We start from the raw sequence: 18,870 nt of genomic DNA on the forward strand, positions 1-18,870 counted from the left end.
AGCTCGGTGCGGGCGGACTCCTGATCGGGGAGCGCCGGCTCCGGCAGGCGCGGGTCGGCGGTCGACAGGGCGTGCAGCCAGCGCTCCGCGCCGGTGGCGGGGGGCCGGGTGCGGCCGGAGCGCAGCAGCGACGGACCGTCGGCCAGTACCGCCCGCACCTCGTAGTCGACCAGCGCGCTCAGTAGGTCCTCGACCAGCTCGACGGAGCCGGGGCCGACGGGGCCGCCCTCGGGGTCGGCCTCCGCCCGGCAGACCGGCGGGCAGTCGGCGGCCAGCGCGGCCGACTCGCGCCGGGCGGCGGCGTCGGGGCGGGGCGCCAACGGGCGCAGGCCGCGCCCGACTCGAACGCCAGCGCGGGCAGTACCCGGCCGCGACCGGCGAGCCGCCAGGCCAGGTCGTGGACCTCCGCCAGCCAGCGCAGCGACGCGCCGTAGGGGGCCTCGATCTGGCCCACCCCGGGGCGCTCGGGCTGGAGCACGGAGCGGTGCGGGTCGTAGAGCTCGCCGAGCAGTTGCGCGGCCTCGGCCGGCGCGAAGATCAGTGCCGGGAGCCGCCAGGGTGCCAGTGCCGCCGCCCCGGCGCGCCGGCCACCGCCGGTCCGGGCGGTCGCGGCCCGCTCCGCTTCGGGTGGGGCCGGTGGGAACGGGGGCGGGTCGGGCAGCGCCAGCTCCGGCGAGGGAATCCGGACGCCGTCCACGGTGGGGAGCAGCAGCGATGCGTGCCCCGCCGCCGCGCGTTCCGCGAGCCACTCCAGCCCCGGGCCGACCGAGCCGAGCAGGGCCCGCAGGGTCGGCGCGTCGCAGCCGAAGGGGGAACCGTCCTCCGCCCAGAGGGCGAGCTGTCGGTCGGTCCGCCAGAGTCCGTGCAGGACGATCAATGCTGTCACCCGCTCCCGCAGGCCGAAGGGTGTGCAGCGCGGAAGCGCTGCACACCCACCACCCTACGTAGCACCACCGTCATCGCCCGCCCCGAAGGCGAGCGGGGCCGCGCTCCGGGAGCTCAGCTCTGGTTGTAGAAGCCGGAGCCGTCCGAGGACTTGTCGATCACCAGCACCTCGACCTCGGGCGGGGCCAGCAGGAACACCCGCTTGGCGATCCGCTCGAAGTTGCCCCGGGTGCCGAAGACCAGGCCGGAGGCGAAGTCGACCAGGCGCTTGGCGTCCTCGTTCGACATCTCGCTCAGGTCCATGATGACCGGGGTACCGACCCGGACGTGTTCGCCGATGACCCGTGCCGACTCGAATCCGGTCGGTCGCACGGTCGTGATCTGCGGCGCCTGTGGAACCGGGGTGAACTCGGGGGAGTCCCAGGGCTCCTCGTAGTCCGGGACCGCCACCGGATAGTTCCCGGAGGGCGCCAGCCACCCGCGGTAGTCGTCACGCAGTGCTGCTCCCATGCCGTGCCTCCCCATCTTTGCTGCTGCCCCGTAATACGCACGCGGGTCGGCGTGCGGTTCTGCTGTTGCCCGATGTTTCTGCGCCGGATGTTTCCGGACTGTCCCACCGTGCTGTCTGAGTATCGCATTGATCACCGACAAGACACTCGTCCGGTCGTGCCGCCGCGCCGTTCGTGTCAACCGTTCTGACGTGCTGTTCGGACAGAGAAGCGAGATGCCCGAGAGCGTTCGCACAGTTGTACGAATATAGTGTCGCTGATTATGCTGAGCTGGAAGCGAGCCGGGTTTTGCTCAGGGAACTCCGGGCATGACCCCATGATCGTCCATCATCTGGCGTTTCTCTTGCGCACTCTGACGCACCATCATTGCGTGTGGACGATTTTCATACCAGCCCTTTTGCCCAAGGCGTTAAGAAGGGCTAACTATGCCGCCGCCCTCCGGATGCACGAACGGCCAGGCCCGGAGACCGGCCCGGCTGTTGTGACACTTCTGTGCCCCGGAGAGTTCACCCGGCGTCGGTTCAGGAGGCGTGTGCCCGGCCCGCCGTGGCGCCCGGAGTCGAATCCGAAGCCATATTCGAATGTGAATTCGAATCTGCTGCCAGGGTCGAGGCCGGGGTCGAGGCCAGGGTCGAGGTCGGGGTCGAAACCGGGGCCGGCGGCGCCAGCACCCCGGCGCCCAGGACCAGGCCCAGCGTCAGCACCGTGACCACGCCGAAGGAGACCGGGAGGGAGGTCCCCTGGGCGACCCAGCCGATCGTGGCCGGCGCCAGCAGCCCCGAGGTATAGGTGACGGTCGCCACTCCGGCGATCGAGCGGCTCGGGTTGTCGCCGCTGCGCCCGGCCGCCGCGAAGCAGAGCGGGACGACCACGGCGATGCCGATGCCGAGCAGGGCGAAGCCCGCGATCGCCGGCGCCGGGTTCCGGGCGACGACCACCAGTACGCCGCCGGCCAGCGCGACCAGGCCGCCCAGCCGGACCGCCGCCACCGCCCCCAGCCGCCGTACCGCCGCGTCCCCGAACAGCCGGCTGAGCGCCATCATGCAGGCGAAGACCGTGTAGCTGCAGGCGGCGACGGTCGCCGAGGAGCCGGCCACGCCGTGCAGGTAGACACCGCTCCAGTCGCCGCTGGCCCCCTCCGCGAAGACCGCGCAGAAGCCGACCATCCCGATCGCCAGGGCGGAGCGGGGCGGCAGGGCGAAGCGCGGGGGAGCCTCGCTCTCCGGCTCCGGGTGGACGTCCAGCAGGCCCCGGCAGGCGACCGCGCCCAGGGCGATCAGGACCGCCGCCACCACCGCCAGGTCGAGCCTGGCATCCATGTGCAGCGCGATGGCGGCGACGCCGACGCCCGAGGCGGCCAGGCAGCCGACGCTCCACATCCCGTGCAGCCCGGACATGATCGAACGGCCGTGGCGCTGCTCGACCTCCACGCCCTGGGCGTTCATCGCCACGTCGGCCGTCCCGGCCGCCGCCCCGGACAGCAGCAGGCTCAGCACCAGCACCGGCAGGTCGGGTGCGAGCACCGGCAGCACCAGCGAGGCGCAGCACAGCAACAGCAGCAGCCGCACCGCCGAGCGGTGTCCTCGTGCGTGGACCAGCCGCCCGGCGAGCGGCATCGCCAGCGAGGACCCGATCGCGGGCGCCATCAGGGCGATGCCGAGCTCGCCGGTGGAGAGGTGCAGATGCGCCTTGATCCAGGGGATGCGGGTGGCGAAGGAGCCGGACTGCGCCCCGTGCACGGCGAAGACGGCGGCGATGGAGCGACGCGCTCGACGTATCTCGGGTTGATGCACGATCGGAGCCCCCTGGGCCAGGATGGATCAAGGGATCAAACCTATCCGATCGGACTGCTGCGGCCTGAGGATTTTTGAGATCCTCCGAGGTGACCGACTGTCACCTCGCACATGCAAGGGGCATAGAGCGATGGCCCTTGCCTGTGCAATGCTACGAGTGACCAGGAGACAGCACATGCGACAGGATGACACTCAGGTGAACAGCTACCGGATCGGTGAAGCTGCCACTCTGCTCGGGGTCAGCGCGGACACCATGCGGCGCTGGGTCGACGGAGGGCGGCTCGACGCCGAGCGGGACGAGCACGGCCACCGGATCGTCCCCGGTGCCAAGCTGGCGGCCTTCGCCCGCGAGCTGGCCCGACCGGACACCGCTGCCGAGGAGGGCTACCCCTCGTCGGCGCGGAACCGCTTCCGCGGCATCGTCACCGAGGTGCTCCTCGGGGACGTGATGGCGCAGGTGGAGATCCAGGCCGGACCGCATCGCGTGGTCTCACTGATCAGCCGGGAGTCGGCCGAGGAACTGGGCCTCCAGCCCGGGACGCCGGCCGTCGCGGTCGTCAAGTCGACCAATGTGGTGGTCGAACGTGCCTGACACCGACAGCCCGGCAGCGATCCGGACGCCCGGCGTCCGGTCTCTTTTATTAGCAAACCCTGACATAAGCACCAGCTGACTACCGACGCCCTTGGGGGTACCGCCATGACCGCTGACCAGACCGCCGACACCGCCGCAGCCCGTCGCCCCGGCCGGACCAGGATCCGACGATCCGGTGCCGTGTTGACCGCCGCTGCGGCACTGCTCGCCCTGGCCGCCTGTAGTTCGAGCAGCAGCGCCTCAGCCGGCGCCTCGGCCTCGGCCACGGCCTCCGCCGGTTCTTCCTCCTCGACCGCCGCGAGTCCGGCGGTCACCGGGAAGATCACCGTCTTCGCGGCGTCCTCGCTGCAGCAGGTCTTCACCAAGCTGGGCAACCAGTTCGAGGCCGCCAACCCCGGAGCCAAGGTCACTTTCAACTTCAGCGGCAGCGGCACGCTCGCGGCCAGCATCACCTCCGGCGCCCCGGCCGACGTCTTCGCCGCCGCCAGCGACGCGACCATGGCGACCGTCACCAAGGCCGGTGACAACTCCGGCGCCCCGGTGACCTTCACCAAGAACATCCTGGAGATCGCCACCGCGCCCGGGAACCCGAAGCACATCACCAGCCTGGCCGACCTGACCAAGCCCGGGATCAAGGTCGCGCTGTGCGCCGTGACCGAGCCCTGCGGCGCGGCCGCGGTGACCGCGCTCAAGGACGCCGGGGTCAAGCTCAAGCCGGTCACCTACGAGCAGGACGTCACCAGCGCCCAGAACGTGGTCCAGCTGGGCGAGGTGGATGCCTCGCTGGTCTACCGGACCAACGTCCTCGGTGCGGGCGGCAAGATCACCGGCGTGGACTTCCCGACCGCGGTCCAGGCCATCACCGACTACCCGATCGCCGTGCTGAAGGACGCCCCCAACGCCGCGGGGGCCCAGGCGTTCGTCAACTACATCCTCTCCGCCCAGGGTCAGCAGGTGCTGACCGCCGCCGGATTCGAGAGCCCGTGACCTCGAACACCACCGCGCCGGCCGGGGGCGGGTCCGTGCGGACCGCCCCCGGCCCGGCGCGGGTCCGCCGCACCGCCCGCAAGGGCGGCGGCGTGCCCGTCGTGCTACTGGTTCCGGCCCTGCTCGGGCTGGCCTTCCTGGTGCTGCCGCTGATCGGGCTGCTGGTCAAGGCGCCCTGGAGCAGCATGTCCAGCGAGTTGGACGGCGGCACGGTCTGGCCCGCGCTGCGGCTCTCGCTGGAGACGGCGACCGCCGCCACCGCCGTCTCGCTGGTGCTCGGCGTCCCGCTGGCCTGGCTGCTGGCCCGCACCGAGTTCCCCGGACGCCGGTTCGCGCGCACCCTGGTGACCCTGCCGCTGGTGATGCCGCCGGTGGTCGGCGGGGTCGCGCTGCTGCTGGTGTTCGGCCGGAACGGGCTGGTCGGCGAGTGGTTGAACAGCGCCTTCGGGATCACCCTGCCGTTCACCACGGCGGGGGTGGTGGTCGCCGAGGCATTCGTGGCCATGCCCTTCCTGGTGCTCAGCGTCGAGGGCGCGCTGCGCGGCTCGGACTCCCGCTACGAGGAGGCCGCCGCGACCCTCGGCGCGTCCCGCTTCACCGCCTTCCGCCGGGTCACCCTGCCGCTGGTCGCCCCCGGCATCGGGGCCGGCGCGGTGCTGGCCTGGGCCCGCGCGCTCGGCGAGTTCGGCGCCACCATCACCTTCGCCGGGGACTTCCCCGGCACCACCCAGACCATGCCGCTGGCCGTCTACCTGGCACTGGAGAGCGACCCGGACGCAGCCATCGCGCTGAGCGTGGTGCTGCTGATCGTCTCCGTGCTGGTCCTGGCCGGACTGCGCGGACGCTGGACGGGAGGTGCGGCGTGAGCGCGCCCACGGCCCCGCGGACCGGCTCCGAGGGCGTCGAGGCCCATCTCGTGGTCGACCGGGGTGACTTCAGCCTCGACGTCGCGCTCACCGCCCGTCCGGGCGAGGTGCTGGGGCTGCTCGGTCCCAACGGCGCGGGCAAGACCACCGCGCTGCGCGCCCTGGCCGGGCTGACCCCGCTCACCGACGGGCGGCTCAGCCTGGACGGCGAGGTCCTGGAGGAGCCTGCCGCCGGACGCCGGGTCCCCACCGAGGACCGGCCGGTCGGCGTGGTCTTCCAGGACTACCTGCTCTTCCCGCACCTGTCGGCGCTCGACAACGTCGCCTTCGGGCTGCGCACCCGCGGTCGGCGCCGGGCCGAGGCCAGGGCCGAGGCCGCGGACTGGCTGGAGCGGGTCGGCCTGGCCGACCACGCCTCGGCCCGGCCCCGGGCGCTGTCCGGCGGGCAGGCGCAACGGGTGGCACTGGCCCGGGCGCTCGCGCCGCGGCCCCGGCTGCTGCTGCTGGACGAGCCGATGGCCGCCCTCGACGCCCGCACCAGGCTCGACGTCCGCGCCCAGCTGCGCCGCCACCTGGCGGCCTTCGACGCGGTCGCGGTGCTGGTCACCCACGACCCGCTGGACGCGATGGTGCTCGCCGACCGGCTCACCGTGATCGAGGCCGGGCGGGTGGTGCAGCACGGGACCCCGTCCGACATCGCCCGGCACCCGCGCAGCGACTACATCGCCCGGCTGGTCGGGCTCAACCTCTACCGGGGCACCGCCGAGGGCCACGACGTCCGGGTGGACGCCACCGGCGCGGGCGGGGCGACCGGCGCCGGCCCGGTGCTGGCGACCGCCGACAGCCACCAGGGGCCGGTCTTCGCGGCCTTCGCGCCCTCGGCGGTCACCCTGCACCGCAGCCGCCCGGAGACCAGTGCCCGGAACCTCTGGCAGGTCACCGTGCAGGGCATGGAACTCCACGGCGACCAGGTGCGGATCGCCCTGAGCGGACCGCTGGCGATAACCGCGGACCTCACCCCGGCCGCCGTCGCCGACCTCGCCCTGGGCGAGGGCAGCGAGGTCTGGGCCGCCGTCAAGGCGACCCAGACGCGCTCGTACCCGGCCTGACCCGGTGGCTGTCGCCGGTCGCCGACGTGCCCTCACGGCGTCATGCCGTCCGCCGACCGGCGCGCGACCGCCGGTCGCGCGCCACCCGGACAGATGATCGGGGATGCGGCGCCCGGTCCGGCGGAGGAGCCTCGACAGGGGTACCGCGGAACGGGCGGGCGAACGGAGTGGGATGACGGACCAGCAGCACCAGCGGGGGCGGCGCACCGGCGTCCGGGCCGCAGCCCTCGCCGCGCTCGCGGCCGGCTGCGCCGCACTGGCCGGCTGCGGGAGCGCCGGCTCCACCGCGGCCGGTTCGACCGCCGGCGGCCCGGCGTCCGCCTCCGGCGCCCACCCGGTCACGCTGACCGTCAGCGGCAGCCCCCGGGCCTGGTCGAAGGAGCGCTTCGAGAAGGCGCTGTCGGAGCACGGCGGCACCTTCCACGCGGCCAAGGCCACCACCAGCAACGCCCGGGTGGGGGCGATCTTCTCGCAGGGCGTCGACGGCGACCACTTCTGCACCGCCAGCGTGGTCCACAGCGCCGCCGGGGACCTGCTGGTCACCGCCGCCCACTGCGTCCACGGCGGCCAGGGCGGCAGCTACGGCAGCGACCTGGTCTTCGTTCCGGACTACCGCGACGGCAGCGCGCCCGACGGGCAGTGGCCGGTCACCCGGATCGTGGTGGACCCGCGCTGGATCTCCTCCTCCGACCCCGACCTCGACGTGGCCTTCGTGACCGTCGGCCAGGTCGGCGGCAGGAGCATCGAGCAGGTGCTGGGCGGGAACACCCTCGGCATTGACAAGGGCTTCACCAAGGTCGTCCAGATCACCGGCTACCCGTCCACGGCGAGCGCCCCGATCTCCTGCTTCAACCGGACCACCCAGCAGAGCCAGTACCAGATGCGGATCGCCTGCACCGGTTTCCCCGGCGGCACCAGCGGCAGCCCCTGGCTGACCTCCTTCGACCGGACCACCCGCACCGGGACGGTCATCGGCGTCATCGGCGGCTACCAGCAGGGCGGCGACACCGCCGACGTCTCCTACAGCCCGTACTTCGACGCCGACGTCCAGACGCTCTACAACGAGGCCGCCGGCCAGGGTAGCTGAGCCGGAAGGGGCCCAGGGGGCCGAGCGGGAGATCGGGTCGGACTCGCGGCAACTCGCACCAAGCCGTACGCCCGACCGTGTCGAATCACTTGTGACCAGGGAATCTGGGCAAGGGTCGCGTGACTGCGGCCGGGATTCGGGACGCAGGGGTGAGTGGGGATGTTCGAGAGCGCAGCGACAACCGCCGTACCGGGGCCGGTCGGCGGCGGTCGCCCCCGCCCCGGGCGGCACCGGGGCGCGGAACCCGGCCGCCGCGTCGCCGTGGTGGGCAGCGGCGTGGCCGGGCTCACCGCCGCCCACGAGCTCACCCGCAGCGGCGCCCGGGTCACCCTGCTGGAGGCCGACGACCGGCTCGGCGGCCACGCCCACACCCAGGACGTCACCGGGGGCGACGGTCGGGCGCTCGCGCTGGACACCGCGTTCCTGGTCCACAACGAGCGCACCTACCCCCGGTTGCTGCGGCTCTTCGCCGAACTCGGGGTCGCCACCCAGGAGTCCGAGATGAGCATGTCGGTCCGCTGCCTGGGCTGCGGCCTGGAGTACGCCGGGGCGCGCGGCGCGTCAGGTCTGCTCGCCCGGCCCGGGAGCCTGCTGCGGGGCGACTACCTGCGGATGCTGGCCGAGGTCCCGCGCTTCCACCGGCAGGCCCGCCGACTGCTCGCCGCCGGCGCCGCCGACGACACCCTGACGCTCGGCGCCTTCCTCCGCGCGGGCGGCTTCTCGCCCTACTTCGCCGCCCACTTCATGACCCCGCTGGTCTCCGCCGTCTGGTCGTGCGACCCGGCGCTGGCCGCCGACTACCCCGCCCGCTACCTGTTCGCCTTCATGGACAACCACGGCATGCTGTCGGTCACCGGCTCGCCCACCTGGCGCACCGTCGTCGGCGGCTCCCGCACCTATGTCGAGCGGATCGCCGCCCGGCTGCACAGCGTCCGGACAAGCGCCCCGGTCACCCGGGTGCACCGCCACCCGGACGGGGTCACCCTGACCACCGGCGACGGCCTCGCCGCCCGCTACGACGCGGTGGTCCTGGCGACCCACCCCGACCAGGCGCTGCGGCTGCTGGCCGACCCGACGGCGGACGAGCGGCGCACCCTGGGCGCGTTCCGCTACAGCCGGAACCCCACCGTGCTGCACCGCGACGCCTCGGTGCTGCCCCGGGCCCGGCGGGCCCGGGCCTCCTGGAACTACCTGATGTCCTCCTGCGAGGACCGCTCCGAGCAGGTCCGGGTGTCGTACCACCTGAACCGGCTGCTCCGGCTCGACACCGAGGAGGACTACCTGGTCACCCTCAACGAGGACCCGGCCGCGCCCGTCCCCGAGCGGTACGTCCTCTCCCGGACGGTCTACCGGCACCCCCAGTACACGCCGGACTCGCTCGCCGCCCAGCGCCTGCTGCCCGCGCTCAACCGGGGCCGCACCGCCTTCGCCGGCGCCTACCACGGCTGGGGCTTCCACGAGGACGGCTGCCGTTCCGGCGTGGAGGCCGCCGAGTCCCTGCACGCACTGGTGGCGGCATGAGCACCCGGGCCCCGCAGCAGGAGGCGGCCCCGGACCGGGCGGCCGTGCCCCCGCCGCTGCCCGGCCCCTGGGGTGCGGCGCTCTACGACTGCCGGATAGCCCACGTCCGCACCCGGCCGCTGCGGCACGCCTTCACCCACCGCACCTACCTCTGGCTGGTCGACCTGGACCACCTCCCCGCCCTGCCCGCCGCGCTGCGCCCGCTCGCCCGGTTCCGGGCCCGCGACCACCTCGGCGACCCGGACCGCACGCTGCGGCAGAACCTCGACCGCTACCTCGCCGTCCACGGCGTCGACCTGCACGGCGGGCGGGTGCTGATGCTCGCCCACGCCCGCTCTGTCGGCCACGTCTTCAACCCGCTGACCCTGTACTGGTGCCACGACGCGGCCGGCGCCCCGGTGTGCACCGTCGCCGAGGTCCACAACACCTACGGCCAGCGCCACTGCTACCTGCTCCGGCCGGACGCCGAGGGGCGGTCCCGGACCGGCAAGGACTTCTACGTCTCGCCGTTCTTCCCGGTCGACGGCGGCTACCGGATGTCCCTGCCCGAGCCGGACGCCGCGCTCCGGGTCACCATGCACCTGGAGCGGGAGGGCGACCGGGTGTTCACCGCCACCGTGCGCGGCCGCCGCCGCCCGGCCACCCCGGTCGGACTGCTCCGCGCGGCGGTGCGGCACCCGCTGTCGACCCTCGCGGTGTCGGTGCACATCCGGCTCCAGGGGCTGCGGCTGCTCGCCCGCGGCCTGCCGGTCCAACCCAGACCCGACCATCCGCACCAGGACGGAGTGACCACACGATGACCCAGGTATCCACCCGGACGGCCCTCGTCGTCCCGGCCGCCGACGCCCGCCGCTGGCCCGACGTCGTCGCGGTCCCGCACGGACCGCTGCGGGCCCGCGTCGCCCGGCTGCTGCTGCGCCGGGTCGCCCGTCGGCTGGCGATCCGGGTCGAACTCCCCGGTGGCAGGCTGCTGGCGCCCGCGCCGGCCGGCGCCGAGGTGCTCCGGCTGCACGACCCGGACGCCTTCTTCAGCCGCGTCGGCGCCGGCGGGCTGATCGGCTTCGGCGAGTCCTACCAGGCCGGCGACTGGGACAGCCCGGACCTGGTCGGCGTGCTGACCGTGCTTGCCCGCTCGCTGCCCTCGCTGGTCCCGGCCCGGCTGCAGCACCTGCGCCGCTGGTACGCGGCCCGGCAGCCGGAGGAGCAGAACGGCACTCCGGAGAACGCCCGGCGCAACATCGCCGCCCACTACGACCTCTCCAACGAGCTCTTCGCGCTCTTCCTCGACCCGACCATGACCTACTCCTCGGCCGTGTTCGAGCCGGGCCCGACCGGTGAGCCGGTCGCCCGTCCCGAACTGCTGGTGGCCGCCCAGCACCGCAAGATCGACCGGCTGCTCGACCTGGCCGGGGTCGGGGCCGGCACCCGGCTGCTGGAGATCGGCACCGGCTGGGGCGAGCTGGCGCTGCGGGCCGCCGCCCGCGGCGCCGACGTGGTCACCCTCACCCTGTCGACCGAGCAGCAGGCCCTCGCCCGGCAGCGGATCGCCGCCGCCGGCCACGCCGACCGGGTCGACGTCCGGCTGTGCGACTACCGGGCCGCCACGGGCGAGTACGACGCCATCGTCAGCGTGGAGATGGTGGAGGCCGTCGGCCGGGCCTACTGGCCCGCCTACTTCGGGGTGCTGGACCGGCTGCTCGCCCCCGGCGGCCGGGTCGCCCTGCAGGCGATCACCATGCCGCACGAGCGGATGCTCGCCACCGAGGCGACCTTCACCTGGATCCAGAAGTACATCTTCCCCGGCGGGCTGCTGCCCTCGGTCGAGGCGGTCGAGCAGACCCTGGCCGCGCACACCGGACTGCGGCTGGCGCACCGTCAGTCCTTCGGCGCCCACTACGCCGAGACCCTGCGGCTGTGGCGGGAGCGGTTCGCCGCGCGCGGCGCCGAGGTCGCCGCCCTCGGCTTCGACCAGGTGTTCCGCCGGATGTGGACGCTCTACCTCGGCTACTCCGAGGCCGGGTTCCGCAGCGGCTACCTCGACGTCCAACACCTGCTGCTGACCCGACAGGACGAGGTGCGATGACCCGAACCACGCCTGGGGCCGCCGGTCGCCCCGCCGCTCGGGCGGGCGAGTGAACGGCATCGACGGTGCGGCGCTGGCCGACTGCCTGGCGGCCACCCTCGGCGCGGCCCTCGCCGTGCTGCTGGCGGCCTTCGTGGTCGGCGCGCGCAGCGGCGTCCACCGCCATGTCGACGTGGCCTGGGGGCTGGCCTTCTGCGCCGTCGCGCTCACCGGCTTCCTGCTCTCGGCCGGCCACGGCGCCGACTCCCGACGGGTGCTGATGCTGGTCCTGGTACTGCTCTGGGGCCTCCGGCTGTCTGCCCACATCTGGTGGCGCGGCCGCGGCCGGCCGGAGGACCCGCGCTACGCCCGGCTGCTGGAACGCGCCCCGGTCGAGCGGCGCACCGGCTACGCCCTGCGGAAGGTCTACCTGCTCCAGGGCGCGATCGTCTGGCTGGTGTCGCTGCCGGTCCAGGTCGCGATGTTCCTGCCGCACCCGCCCGCCCTCCTCGGCTGGACGGGCACCGCCCTGTGGGCGGTCGGCCTGTTCTTCGAATCCGTCGGCGACCACCAGCTCGGCCGCTTCCGCGCCGACCCCGCCAACCGGGGCCGGGTCATGGACGGCGGACTGTGGCGGTACACCCGGCACCCCAACTACTTCGGCGACGCCTGCGTCTGGTGGGGCCTGTTCCTCTGCGCCGCCGACGCCCCGATCGGCTGGGCCACCGTCCTCTCGCCGCTGCTGATGACCTACCTGCTGGTCAACGGCAGCGGCAAGCCCATGCTGGAACGGCAGTTGGGCTCCAGCAAGCCGGGTTGGGCCGACTACGCGGCCCGCACCAGCGGCTTCCTGCCGCTGCCGCCGCGCCACCGGCACGCGGCGGGGGGCCGCTCGCACCCGACCCGCCGACCCGAGGGCTGATCAGCCGAGCTCGGCGCGGGTCCGGTCGATCCACCCGGCGGTCCCGTGCGCGCCGCTCGCCGCGGCCAGGGCGGCGGCCTCGTCCAGCAGTGCCAGCGCCTCCGCCCGGTCGCCGGTCCGGGCCGCGAACTCGGCCAGGCTGAGCTTGGCCGCCGCGACGCCCGGGAGGAAGCCGACCTCCTCCCGGAGCCGTACCGACTCCTCGAACAGCCGCCGGGCCTCCGCGGCGCTGCCCTCGTACATCTCGAAGAAGGCCAGGTGCCGCACCGCGTAGGAGAGGGTGAGCCGGTCCCCGGCCTGTCCGGCGAGTTCGCGGGCGCGTCGGAGGGAGGGCAGCGAGCCGCGCCCGTCGCGCAGCACCACCTGGTGGTAGAGGCCCACCCAGAGCAGCGCCTCGCCCTCGCCGCGCACCTCCCCCAGCGACCGGAAGAGCTCCGCCGAGCGGGTGAACAGCCGCAGCTCCTCGGGGTCCGGCCGCTGGTCGTCGAGGAAGCGCGCGTGCAGGATCCGCCCCCGGGCCAGTGCCAGTTCCGCCTCCACCCGGTCCAGCAGCCGGTCCGCCCGGCCGGGCGCCGTGGCGTCCCCGCCGAAGACCGCGGCCTCGTACAACTCTCGTGCGGTGTCGGCCCAGTTCGCGTCGTCGATGGTCATGGCGGCACGGTAGCCGGTGGTGGCCGGCGCGTGCCCGCAATATCCGCTTGCGCGGACGATTCGGCCTCGTCTAACGTCGGCGCCAACGCTACGAGGGAGACGAGTAGCCCCGGGGAACGGGTGGGACGAGAGAGCCGCCGGCAGCTGTGAAGGCGGCCCACACACCCGGGACGAAGACACTCCTGAGCGCGGGGAGGAAATGCCCCGCCGGCCTGCCCCCGTCACCGGGCCGAACGAGGCCGCCACCCCCGGTGGCGGCGAAAGTGCGGTGGCACCGCGAGTCGCCCTTCTCGCCCGCACTTCCAAGGGATCAGCCGAGGTCCGCAGGAGGACTGAGATGATCCGCACGACAGAGCACACCGTGACGCGGCCCACCGCGACACCGCGCACCCTGGTCCACGACCTGCGCGCACACCTGGGCGGGACGGTCTCCGTCTCGGGCTGGGTGAACACCCTCCGCCTCCAGCGCGCCATGCAGTTCGTGCTGGTGCGCGACCACACCGGCACGGTCCAGGTCGCCCACCGCCGGGCCGGCGCCGGCCCGGACGACGCGCGGGCCGCAGCGCTGGCCGAGCTCATCGACGGGCTCACGCCCGAGTCGGCGGTCCGGATCACCGGCCGGGTCGTCGAGAACCCCGTCGTCAAGCTCGGCGGCCTGGAGATCGTCCCGACGCGGGTCGAGGTGCTCAACCGGGCGGAGACGCCGCTGCCGATCGACCAGCAGACCGGGCTCGAACACCGCCTGGACTGGCGCTTCCTGGACGTGCGGGCCCGCCCGGCGGCCCAGCTGCTGTTCGCGGTGCAGACCACCGTCGAGCGGGCCATGCGGGCGTTCGCCCAGGCCGAGGGCTGCACCGAGATGCACACCCCGAAGCTGATGGGCACCGCCTCCGAGTCCGGCGCGGAGGTCTTCGAGCTCGGCTACTTCGGCCGCAGCGCGTACCTTGCCCAGTCGCCGCAGTTCTACAAGCAGATGGCGATCGCGGCCGGCATCGACCGGGTGTTCGAGGTCGGCCCGGTGTTCCGGGCCGAGCCCTCGTTCACCTCCCGGCACGCCACCGAGTTCACCGGCGTCGACGTCGAACTGGCCTGGATCGACGGGGTCGAGGACGTGATGGACTTCGAGGAGCGGATGCTCGCCCACGCCCTGGCCGAGGTGGCGGCGGTCCACGGCGCGGCGATCCGTGAGCAGTTCGGCATCGAGGTCACCGTGCCGCAACTGCCGTTCCCCCGCATCACCATGGCCGAGGCCCAGGAACTGCTGCGGGCGGAGGGCTGGGACCCGGAGGGGCTGAAGGAGGACCTCGACCCGGACGGGGAGCGCCGACTGGCCGCGCACATCCGTGAGCGCAGCGGTCACGAGTTCGTCTTCGTCACCCACTACCCGTCCGGCATCCGGCCGTTCTACCACATGCGGCCGGAGGGGCAGGACGGGCTGACGCTCAGCTTCGACCTGCTGTGGAAGGGGCTGGAGATCACCACCGGCGCCCAGCGCGAGCACCGCTACGAGGTGCTGCTCCGCCAGGCGGCGGAGAAGGGCGTGGGCACCGAGTCGCTCCGCGACTACCTCAACTGCTTCCGCTTCGGCTGCCCGCCGCACGGCGGCCTGGGGATGGGGCTCGGCCGGGTGCTGATGGTGCTGCTGGGACTGGAGTCGATCCGCGAGGCGACCTTCCTCTTCCGCGGCCCGAACCGGCTCACCCCCTAGCCGGGAGGCTGCGCCGATCCGGGCGGACCTCAGAGCGTGCGGCGGCGGGGGAGCGGCAGGTCGAGACCGCCCGGGTCGGTGCCGCGTCGGTCGAAGGCGTCGCAGACCTCGCCGGGCAGCGGGGTCAGCCCGAGCAGGCCGGTCGCCAGGCGGGTGGTGACGGCGTGCCAGTCGGCGGCGCGCTCCAGCATCGCGTGCCGGCCGCCGGGCAGGGTGAGGACACAGACCTCGGCCCCGGCCGCCCGGGCCTCGCGGGCTGTCCGGCGCGAGGCCGCCGGCTCGGTCACCCGGTCGGCCGAGCCGTGGACCACGGCCAGCCGCCGCCCGGCCAGCTGCGTGCACGGTTCGCCCGGCGGGCACCAGGGCGCCAGCGCCACCACGCCGGTGACCGCCGGACCGCCGGCCGCCCGCAGCGCCGCCCGGCCGCCCATCGAGTGGCCCACCAGCACCACCGGCACCGGCCCCCAGTCCGCCGCCACCTCCTCGACCGCCGCGACCGCGTCCACGGCCGCGTCGGCCCGGCCGCCGTTCCAGCCCTCGCAGCGGTAGACGACCTCGCCGACCGCGACCCCCCGTCCGCGCGTCGCCCGTGCGAGCGCGGAGACGAACGGGAGCATCCGCAGCCTGGCCGGCGTCCAGCGCCCGGGCGGCTGGAGCCCGTGCTCCTGCCCGCCGTGCAGCACCAGGACGACCGCCCGGGGCTGCGCCCCGGCCCGGCGCCAGCGCACCCTTGCGCTGCTGCGGACGGCAGTGGCGGGCCAGGTGTCCATGGCTTCCTCTCGCACGGCGGCCGGGGCGCCGGCGGCGGTCACGTCCAGCGGTACGAGCTGACGCTGCCCCCGGCGACGGCCACCACGCCCTCGACGGTGTCCGGATCGCGCCAGACGGTGTAGTCCCCTTCGGGCAGGGGAGTGATGACGACGCAGTACACAGTACGGCCCACCAGTTGCCGGGGGCGCACGGCGGCATGGGTCCGCCGGGCGTCGTCGCCGACAGGGCTGACCTCGATCTCCTGGCCGTCCTGCTCGGGGCCGGTGTGGATGATCAGCGCGCCGGTGTCCGCGCCGATGTCCAGCACCACGCTGCCCTCCCGCGAGGGCGGGGGAAGCGGTGCGTGGGTCGACCCGGCAACGTGCGGATGGGCGTGCGGGTGCGGGTGGTCGTGGCGGGACGGCGAGGTCATCGGGAGGACTCCAGGGGGGTGAACCGGCCGGGCCGGTGCGAGCAGCAGTGGGCGCGGTGCAGGGCCGCGCCGGAAGGTCCCGGTTCCGGGACCACCGGCGGGCCCTGGGGGAGCGTCAGCTCGGGTTGTAGAAGCCGTCGTAGGGCACCCCGAGGTACGGGAAGCGGTCCAGGTAGGGGTTCTTCACATCGGCCGGCGTCAGCCCGTCCGTCACCTGGCCGGCCGCGCCGTCCGGGGTGTAGGTCGGGTCCACCAGCGGGATGGTCACCCCCGCGATGGCCCGCAGCTCCACCGTGACCACGTCGTCGAAGACCCGGCGGCCGTTGGGGAAGCCGGCCGCGTCACCGGCGACCAGGCCGAGGATGTCGGGCTTGTCCACGGTGGGCGGGACCGCGACGTTGAGCCGCAGCATGTCCGCCTGCACCGTGCCGGTGTAGTTCTGGAAGCCGGGGACGACGCCCTTCGGGATCCCGGTGAGCAGGATCGCCAGCAGGTCCGCGCGCGGCTTGCCGGCCTTGGTCCGCGCCTCCAGGTTGGGGAACACCCCCGGGTAGAGCGAGGGCAGCAGCGAGGCCAGCTCCGGCTTGGCCACGTAGCCGGCGAACTGGCTGTCCTCGGCCGGCGGCAGCGAGTTCCAGCGGTCCTTGCGGCTCATCGGGACCAGCACCTCGTTGAACAGCGGGTTGCCCAGCCGGGAGACCTGGACGAACGGCCCCGACTCGTGGTCGGTGCCGGTGCGCGGCTCGATCACCCGGGCCGCGCGGCGGCTCGCCGTGGTCCACACGCCGATGGTGGCCCGCGGGTCGTCGACGTCGCCGCCGTTCCAGCCGTCGCGGGTCAGGTCGGCGATCGGCAGCTGCAGCGCCAGGCTGTGGACGTTCAGCTCGCGGGTGGTGTTCACCCCGGGCGCCGGCTTGTCGAAGAGGTGCAGGCCGAACTGGTTGTGCAGCTGCTGGAACGGGCGCAGGTTGCCCAGGTCGAAGATGGCGCCCAGGTCGACGTAGAAGCCCTCGGCACGCTGCCCGGCGAAGACCTTGCGCCCGTGGCCCAGCTGGTGCACCGCCTCGTCCGCCAGCTTCGGGTAGTCCGGGGTGGACAGCGGGCCGATGTTGCACGGCGGGCAGGGCAGGTCGGTCCCCAGCACCGTGCTGCGGCCGCGCGCCTCGACCCGGGTGAGGGTGTAGCTCTGGTGGCGGTTCCAGTTCGGGGAGTCCAGCGAGCCGATCGGACCGGTGTTGTAGAGGAAGGTGTCGTTGTCGCGCAGCTTGGTGGTGAAGCGGAACTGGTAGCTGATGTCGGGTCGGCCGTCGCCGTCGTTGTCGATGTGGATCTCGTACAGCACGTCGTCGCCGAACTCGAAGAAGTTCGGTCCGGAGGCCGCGCCCTGGAGCGGGATGTAGTTGGCGATCAGGGTGACCTTGGTGCAGTCGTCCGGGCTGACGAACGCGTAGACGTCGGTGCTGTCCGCCACCGGGTCCTGGGAGATCTCGGGGGCTTCACGGTGCGACGACATGGGGTAGTCCTCACTGGTGGGGGGAGCGGGGCAGGGGAGCTGGGCTGGGGAGACGCGGGGCGGGAGCGGGACGCGGAGGGGTCAGCCCGCGGCCTTGCGCAGCGCGGCGGCGAGGTCGGCGTCGTGCACCTGGCGGTGTTCCTCGCCGTGGAAGATGTCCAGGGCGTCCGAGCCCGCTGCGGGCAGACGGACGATCAGCGGTTCGGCCACCGCCGCGCGCCGGTCGGGCGCGGCGGCAGCGGGCTGGGCAGCGGGCTCGGCCCGGCCGGGGGTGGCGGCCGAGGCGGCGGAAGCGTTGAGCAGCACACCTGCGGCGAGGCCGGCGGCTCCGGCCCCGGCGGCGTTGCGGATCAGGCCGCGCCGGGAGAGCGCCGACGCGGTGTCGTTCTCGGGTACGGGGGATTCGATGGCCATGGACGGATCCTTTGCAGAAAGCGAAGTTGGAAGCCGGTGAGCGGAGCTGCGGGAGGAATCCCGGCGCATTCACGGCTGAGCCGACGCAGGTGCGCCGGACCGACTTGTGGCAGACGAACTGCAGCCACTCGGAAGTGAAGACCTGTCCGGCTGCGGCGTCAAGGGGACACGCGTAACGGGAGCCGGAGATCGGTGGCGCTTCAGCCATCTGCACTGGTCAAGGCGGTCATTGTGGCTTCCTGGCGACGGTGCGGAAATCTCTTCGGACGCGGACCGATCCAAAGCGCCCACGGCTCCGAACCACTGTCGGCAGAAGACTTGTGGAGGTGGCCGAGAGCCGAGCGCCGTGACGAATCGTCATTTCAATGGAGAGCACGGCCCGTATTTCGCACGGAAACAGTGTCAGGGGTCGTGGCGCTCCTGCGCGCCCAATTCCATTTGTGTGCAGAAGGTGTACCGGCCAAGGCGATCTCGGGAATCAGCCGGTGCGGCGACGGCTCGCGCGGGGTTGTCGAACCGGACCAGCAGGCCCTGCCGGCACGCGAGTTAGGCCCGGTCCGCTCGAACTCGCGGCGCGGCAGCCCGCGATCGGCGGCGCTGGCCGACGGTGGCTCAGTAGCGGGCGGAGGGGCCGCCGTCGGGCTCGGGGGTGTCGACCACGCCCAGCCGCAGGTGCTCGACATGGAAGATGGCCTGGTCCAGCAGTTCGGCCACATGGTGGTCGTGGAGCGCGTAGACGATCGAGCGGCCGTGGCGTTCGCCGGTGATCAGGCCGAGGTTCTTCAGCAGCCGCAGCTGGTGCGAGCAGGCGGAGCGCTCCATCCCGGCGGCCTCGGCCAACTCCCCGGCCGAGCAGGCGCCCTCGGCCAGGCGGGCGAGGATCAGCAGCCGGGACGGGGTGGCCAGGGCCTGGAGCATGGTGGCGACGCTGGTGCTGCCGACCGTGTCCAGCCGTTCGCGCGCGGTGGCTTGCTGCTTCGCTGCGGTTCCGTGGCCCATGCGGTCATCCTACCGACGATGCGTGAATGGTTGTTCAATCATGCGTGTATGGTGGTCGGGTCGCCCTGT

Annotated in this window: 19 protein-coding genes; 10 read left to right on the plus strand and 9 right to left on the minus strand. The window is 73.5% G+C overall.

Translation table 11 applies throughout. The annotated features are described in order from the left end of the window. Positions 1 to 178: 178 nt before the first annotated feature. The 3 genes from BS75_RS49740 to BS75_RS41205 all read right to left on the minus strand — a co-directional run bounded on the left by BS75_RS49740 (position 179) and on the right by BS75_RS41205 (position 3,187). Positions 179 to 886: a hypothetical protein gene (locus BS75_RS49740; protein ID WP_197092014.1), complete on the minus strand. Its 708-nt coding sequence runs from the start codon at positions 884 to 886 to the stop codon at positions 179 to 181. Positions 887 to 999: 113 nt separating this feature from the next. Beyond that, positions 1,000 to 1,395, minus strand: coding sequence for a cell division protein SepF (locus tag BS75_RS41200; protein ID WP_052070427.1), 396 nt, complete (start codon positions 1,393 to 1,395; stop codon positions 1,000 to 1,002). A 520-nt stretch (positions 1,396 to 1,915) separates the two neighbouring features. After that, complete coding sequence (locus tag BS75_RS41205; protein ID WP_231608054.1) at positions 1,916 to 3,187, minus strand: MFS transporter; 1,272 nt, start codon at positions 3,185 to 3,187, stop codon at positions 1,916 to 1,918. Between the two features lie 175 nt (positions 3,188 to 3,362). Between BS75_RS41205 and BS75_RS41210 the strand changes: the two genes are divergently transcribed. The 9 genes from BS75_RS41210 (at position 3,363) to BS75_RS41250 (ending at position 12,333) form a co-directional block, all read left to right on the plus strand. Then, complete coding sequence (locus tag BS75_RS41210; protein WP_081983115.1) at positions 3,363 to 3,779, plus strand: TOBE domain-containing protein; 417 nt, start codon at positions 3,363 to 3,365, stop codon at positions 3,777 to 3,779. A gap of 105 nt (positions 3,780 to 3,884) precedes the next feature. Beyond that, positions 3,885 to 4,766 carry a molybdate ABC transporter substrate-binding protein gene (gene modA, locus BS75_RS41215; protein ID WP_034091862.1) on the plus strand — a complete coding sequence of 294 codons (882 nt, stop codon included), beginning with the start codon at positions 3,885 to 3,887 and terminating at the stop codon, positions 4,764 to 4,766. Continuing rightward, entirely contained in the window at positions 4,763 to 5,632 is an 870-nt protein-coding gene (locus BS75_RS41220; protein WP_034091863.1) for an ABC transporter permease, read from the plus strand. The genes modA and BS75_RS41220 overlap by 4 nt, the downstream gene beginning before the upstream one ends. After that, positions 5,629 to 6,741 carry an ABC transporter ATP-binding protein gene (locus BS75_RS41225; protein WP_231608055.1) on the plus strand — a complete coding sequence of 371 codons (1,113 nt, stop codon included), beginning with the start codon at positions 5,629 to 5,631 and terminating at the stop codon, positions 6,739 to 6,741. The genes BS75_RS41220 and BS75_RS41225 overlap by 4 nt, the downstream gene beginning before the upstream one ends. A gap of 172 nt (positions 6,742 to 6,913) precedes the next feature. After that, positions 6,914 to 7,828 carry a trypsin-like serine peptidase gene (locus BS75_RS41230; protein WP_231608056.1) on the plus strand — a complete coding sequence of 305 codons (915 nt, stop codon included), beginning with the start codon at positions 6,914 to 6,916 and terminating at the stop codon, positions 7,826 to 7,828. A 159-nt stretch (positions 7,829 to 7,987) separates the two neighbouring features. Continuing rightward, the gene (locus BS75_RS41235) at positions 7,988 to 9,349 is read left to right on the plus strand and encodes an NAD(P)/FAD-dependent oxidoreductase (RefSeq protein ID WP_081983116.1); all 1,362 of its coding nucleotides are present in this window, start codon (positions 7,988 to 7,990) and stop codon (positions 9,347 to 9,349) included. Next, entirely contained in the window at positions 9,346 to 10,149 is an 804-nt protein-coding gene (locus BS75_RS41240) for a DUF1365 domain-containing protein (RefSeq protein WP_081983117.1), read from the plus strand. Before BS75_RS41235 ends, BS75_RS41240 begins: the two co-directional genes overlap by 4 nt. After that, positions 10,146 to 11,432, plus strand: a complete 1,287-nt coding sequence (locus BS75_RS41245; protein WP_034091864.1) for a class I SAM-dependent methyltransferase — start codon at positions 10,146 to 10,148, stop codon at positions 11,430 to 11,432. Before BS75_RS41240 ends, BS75_RS41245 begins: the two co-directional genes overlap by 4 nt. Positions 11,433 to 11,481: 49 nt before the next feature. After that, positions 11,482 to 12,333, plus strand: coding sequence for a DUF1295 domain-containing protein (locus BS75_RS41250; RefSeq protein ID WP_042437942.1), 852 nt, complete (start codon positions 11,482 to 11,484; stop codon positions 12,331 to 12,333). On the opposite strand, the gene BS75_RS41255 is transcribed toward BS75_RS41250, so the two are convergent. After that, positions 12,334 to 12,984: a hypothetical protein gene (locus BS75_RS41255; protein ID WP_034091865.1), complete on the minus strand. Its 651-nt coding sequence runs from the start codon at positions 12,982 to 12,984 to the stop codon at positions 12,334 to 12,336. 337 nt (positions 12,985 to 13,321) lie between these two features. On the opposite strand from BS75_RS41255, the gene aspS reads away from it, so the two are divergent. Continuing rightward, the gene (gene aspS, locus BS75_RS41260) at positions 13,322 to 14,692 is read left to right on the plus strand and encodes an aspartate--tRNA(Asn) ligase (protein WP_042437939.1); all 1,371 of its coding nucleotides are present in this window, start codon (positions 13,322 to 13,324) and stop codon (positions 14,690 to 14,692) included. Between the two features lie 29 nt (positions 14,693 to 14,721). On the opposite strand, the gene BS75_RS41265 is transcribed toward aspS, so the two are convergent. The 5 genes from BS75_RS41265 to BS75_RS41285 all read right to left on the minus strand — a co-directional run bounded on the left by BS75_RS41265 (position 14,722) and on the right by BS75_RS41285 (position 18,801). Next, positions 14,722 to 15,462, minus strand: a complete 741-nt coding sequence (locus BS75_RS41265; RefSeq protein WP_081983118.1) for an alpha/beta hydrolase — start codon at positions 15,460 to 15,462, stop codon at positions 14,722 to 14,724. Positions 15,463 to 15,500: 38 nt separating this feature from the next. After that, positions 15,501 to 15,875: a hypothetical protein gene (locus BS75_RS41270; RefSeq protein ID WP_197092015.1), complete on the minus strand. Its 375-nt coding sequence runs from the start codon at positions 15,873 to 15,875 to the stop codon at positions 15,501 to 15,503. Between the two features lie 115 nt (positions 15,876 to 15,990). Next, on the minus strand, positions 15,991 to 17,388 hold the full coding sequence (locus BS75_RS41275; protein ID WP_034091866.1) for a DUF4331 domain-containing protein: 1,398 nt from the start codon (positions 17,386 to 17,388) through the stop codon (positions 15,991 to 15,993). Between the two features lie 81 nt (positions 17,389 to 17,469). After that, the gene (locus BS75_RS41280) at positions 17,470 to 17,802 is read right to left on the minus strand and encodes a hypothetical protein (RefSeq protein WP_034091867.1); all 333 of its coding nucleotides are present in this window, start codon (positions 17,800 to 17,802) and stop codon (positions 17,470 to 17,472) included. Positions 17,803 to 18,414: 612 nt separating this feature from the next. Beyond that, a complete protein-coding gene (locus BS75_RS41285) occupies positions 18,415 to 18,801 on the minus strand; it encodes an ArsR/SmtB family transcription factor (RefSeq protein ID WP_034091868.1) in 387 nt (128 codons plus the stop codon). Positions 18,802 to 18,870: the final 69 nt, after the last annotated feature.

The sequence above is a fragment of the Streptacidiphilus albus JL83 genome (assembly GCF_000744705.1).
Classification (GTDB): Bacteria; Actinomycetota; Actinomycetes; order Streptomycetales; family Streptomycetaceae; genus Streptacidiphilus; species Streptacidiphilus albus.

Coding starts and splice junctions, on each gene's coding strand:
- BS75_RS41265 (WP_081983118.1), bottom strand. CDS start 15,462: ATGGACACCTGGCCCGCCACTGCCGTCCGCAGCAGCGCAAGGGTGCGC.
- BS75_RS41285 (WP_034091868.1), bottom strand. CDS start 18,801: ATGGGCCACGGAACCGCAGCGAAGCAGCAAGCCACCGCGCGCGAACGG.
- BS75_RS41255 (WP_034091865.1), bottom strand. CDS start 12,984: ATGACCATCGACGACGCGAACTGGGCCGACACCGCACGAGAGTTGTAC.
- BS75_RS41275 (WP_034091866.1), bottom strand. CDS start 17,388: ATGTCGTCGCACCGTGAAGCCCCCGAGATCTCCCAGGACCCGGTGGCG.
- BS75_RS41210 (WP_081983115.1), top strand. CDS start 3,363: ATGCGACAGGATGACACTCAGGTGAACAGCTACCGGATCGGTGAAGCT.
- BS75_RS41230 (WP_231608056.1), top strand. CDS start 6,914: ATGACGGACCAGCAGCACCAGCGGGGGCGGCGCACCGGCGTCCGGGCC.
- BS75_RS41240 (WP_081983117.1), top strand. CDS start 9,346: ATGAGCACCCGGGCCCCGCAGCAGGAGGCGGCCCCGGACCGGGCGGCC.
- BS75_RS41245 (WP_034091864.1), top strand. CDS start 10,146: ATGACCCAGGTATCCACCCGGACGGCCCTCGTCGTCCCGGCCGCCGAC.
- aspS (WP_042437939.1), top strand. CDS start 13,322: ATGATCCGCACGACAGAGCACACCGTGACGCGGCCCACCGCGACACCG.
- BS75_RS41270 (WP_197092015.1), bottom strand. CDS start 15,875: ATGACCTCGCCGTCCCGCCACGACCACCCGCACCCGCACGCCCATCCG.
- modA (WP_034091862.1), top strand. CDS start 3,885: ATGACCGCTGACCAGACCGCCGACACCGCCGCAGCCCGTCGCCCCGGC.
- BS75_RS41200 (WP_052070427.1), bottom strand. CDS start 1,395: ATGGGAGCAGCACTGCGTGACGACTACCGCGGGTGGCTGGCGCCCTCC.
- BS75_RS41235 (WP_081983116.1), top strand. CDS start 7,988: ATGTTCGAGAGCGCAGCGACAACCGCCGTACCGGGGCCGGTCGGCGGC.
- BS75_RS41280 (WP_034091867.1), bottom strand. CDS start 17,802: ATGGCCATCGAATCCCCCGTACCCGAGAACGACACCGCGTCGGCGCTC.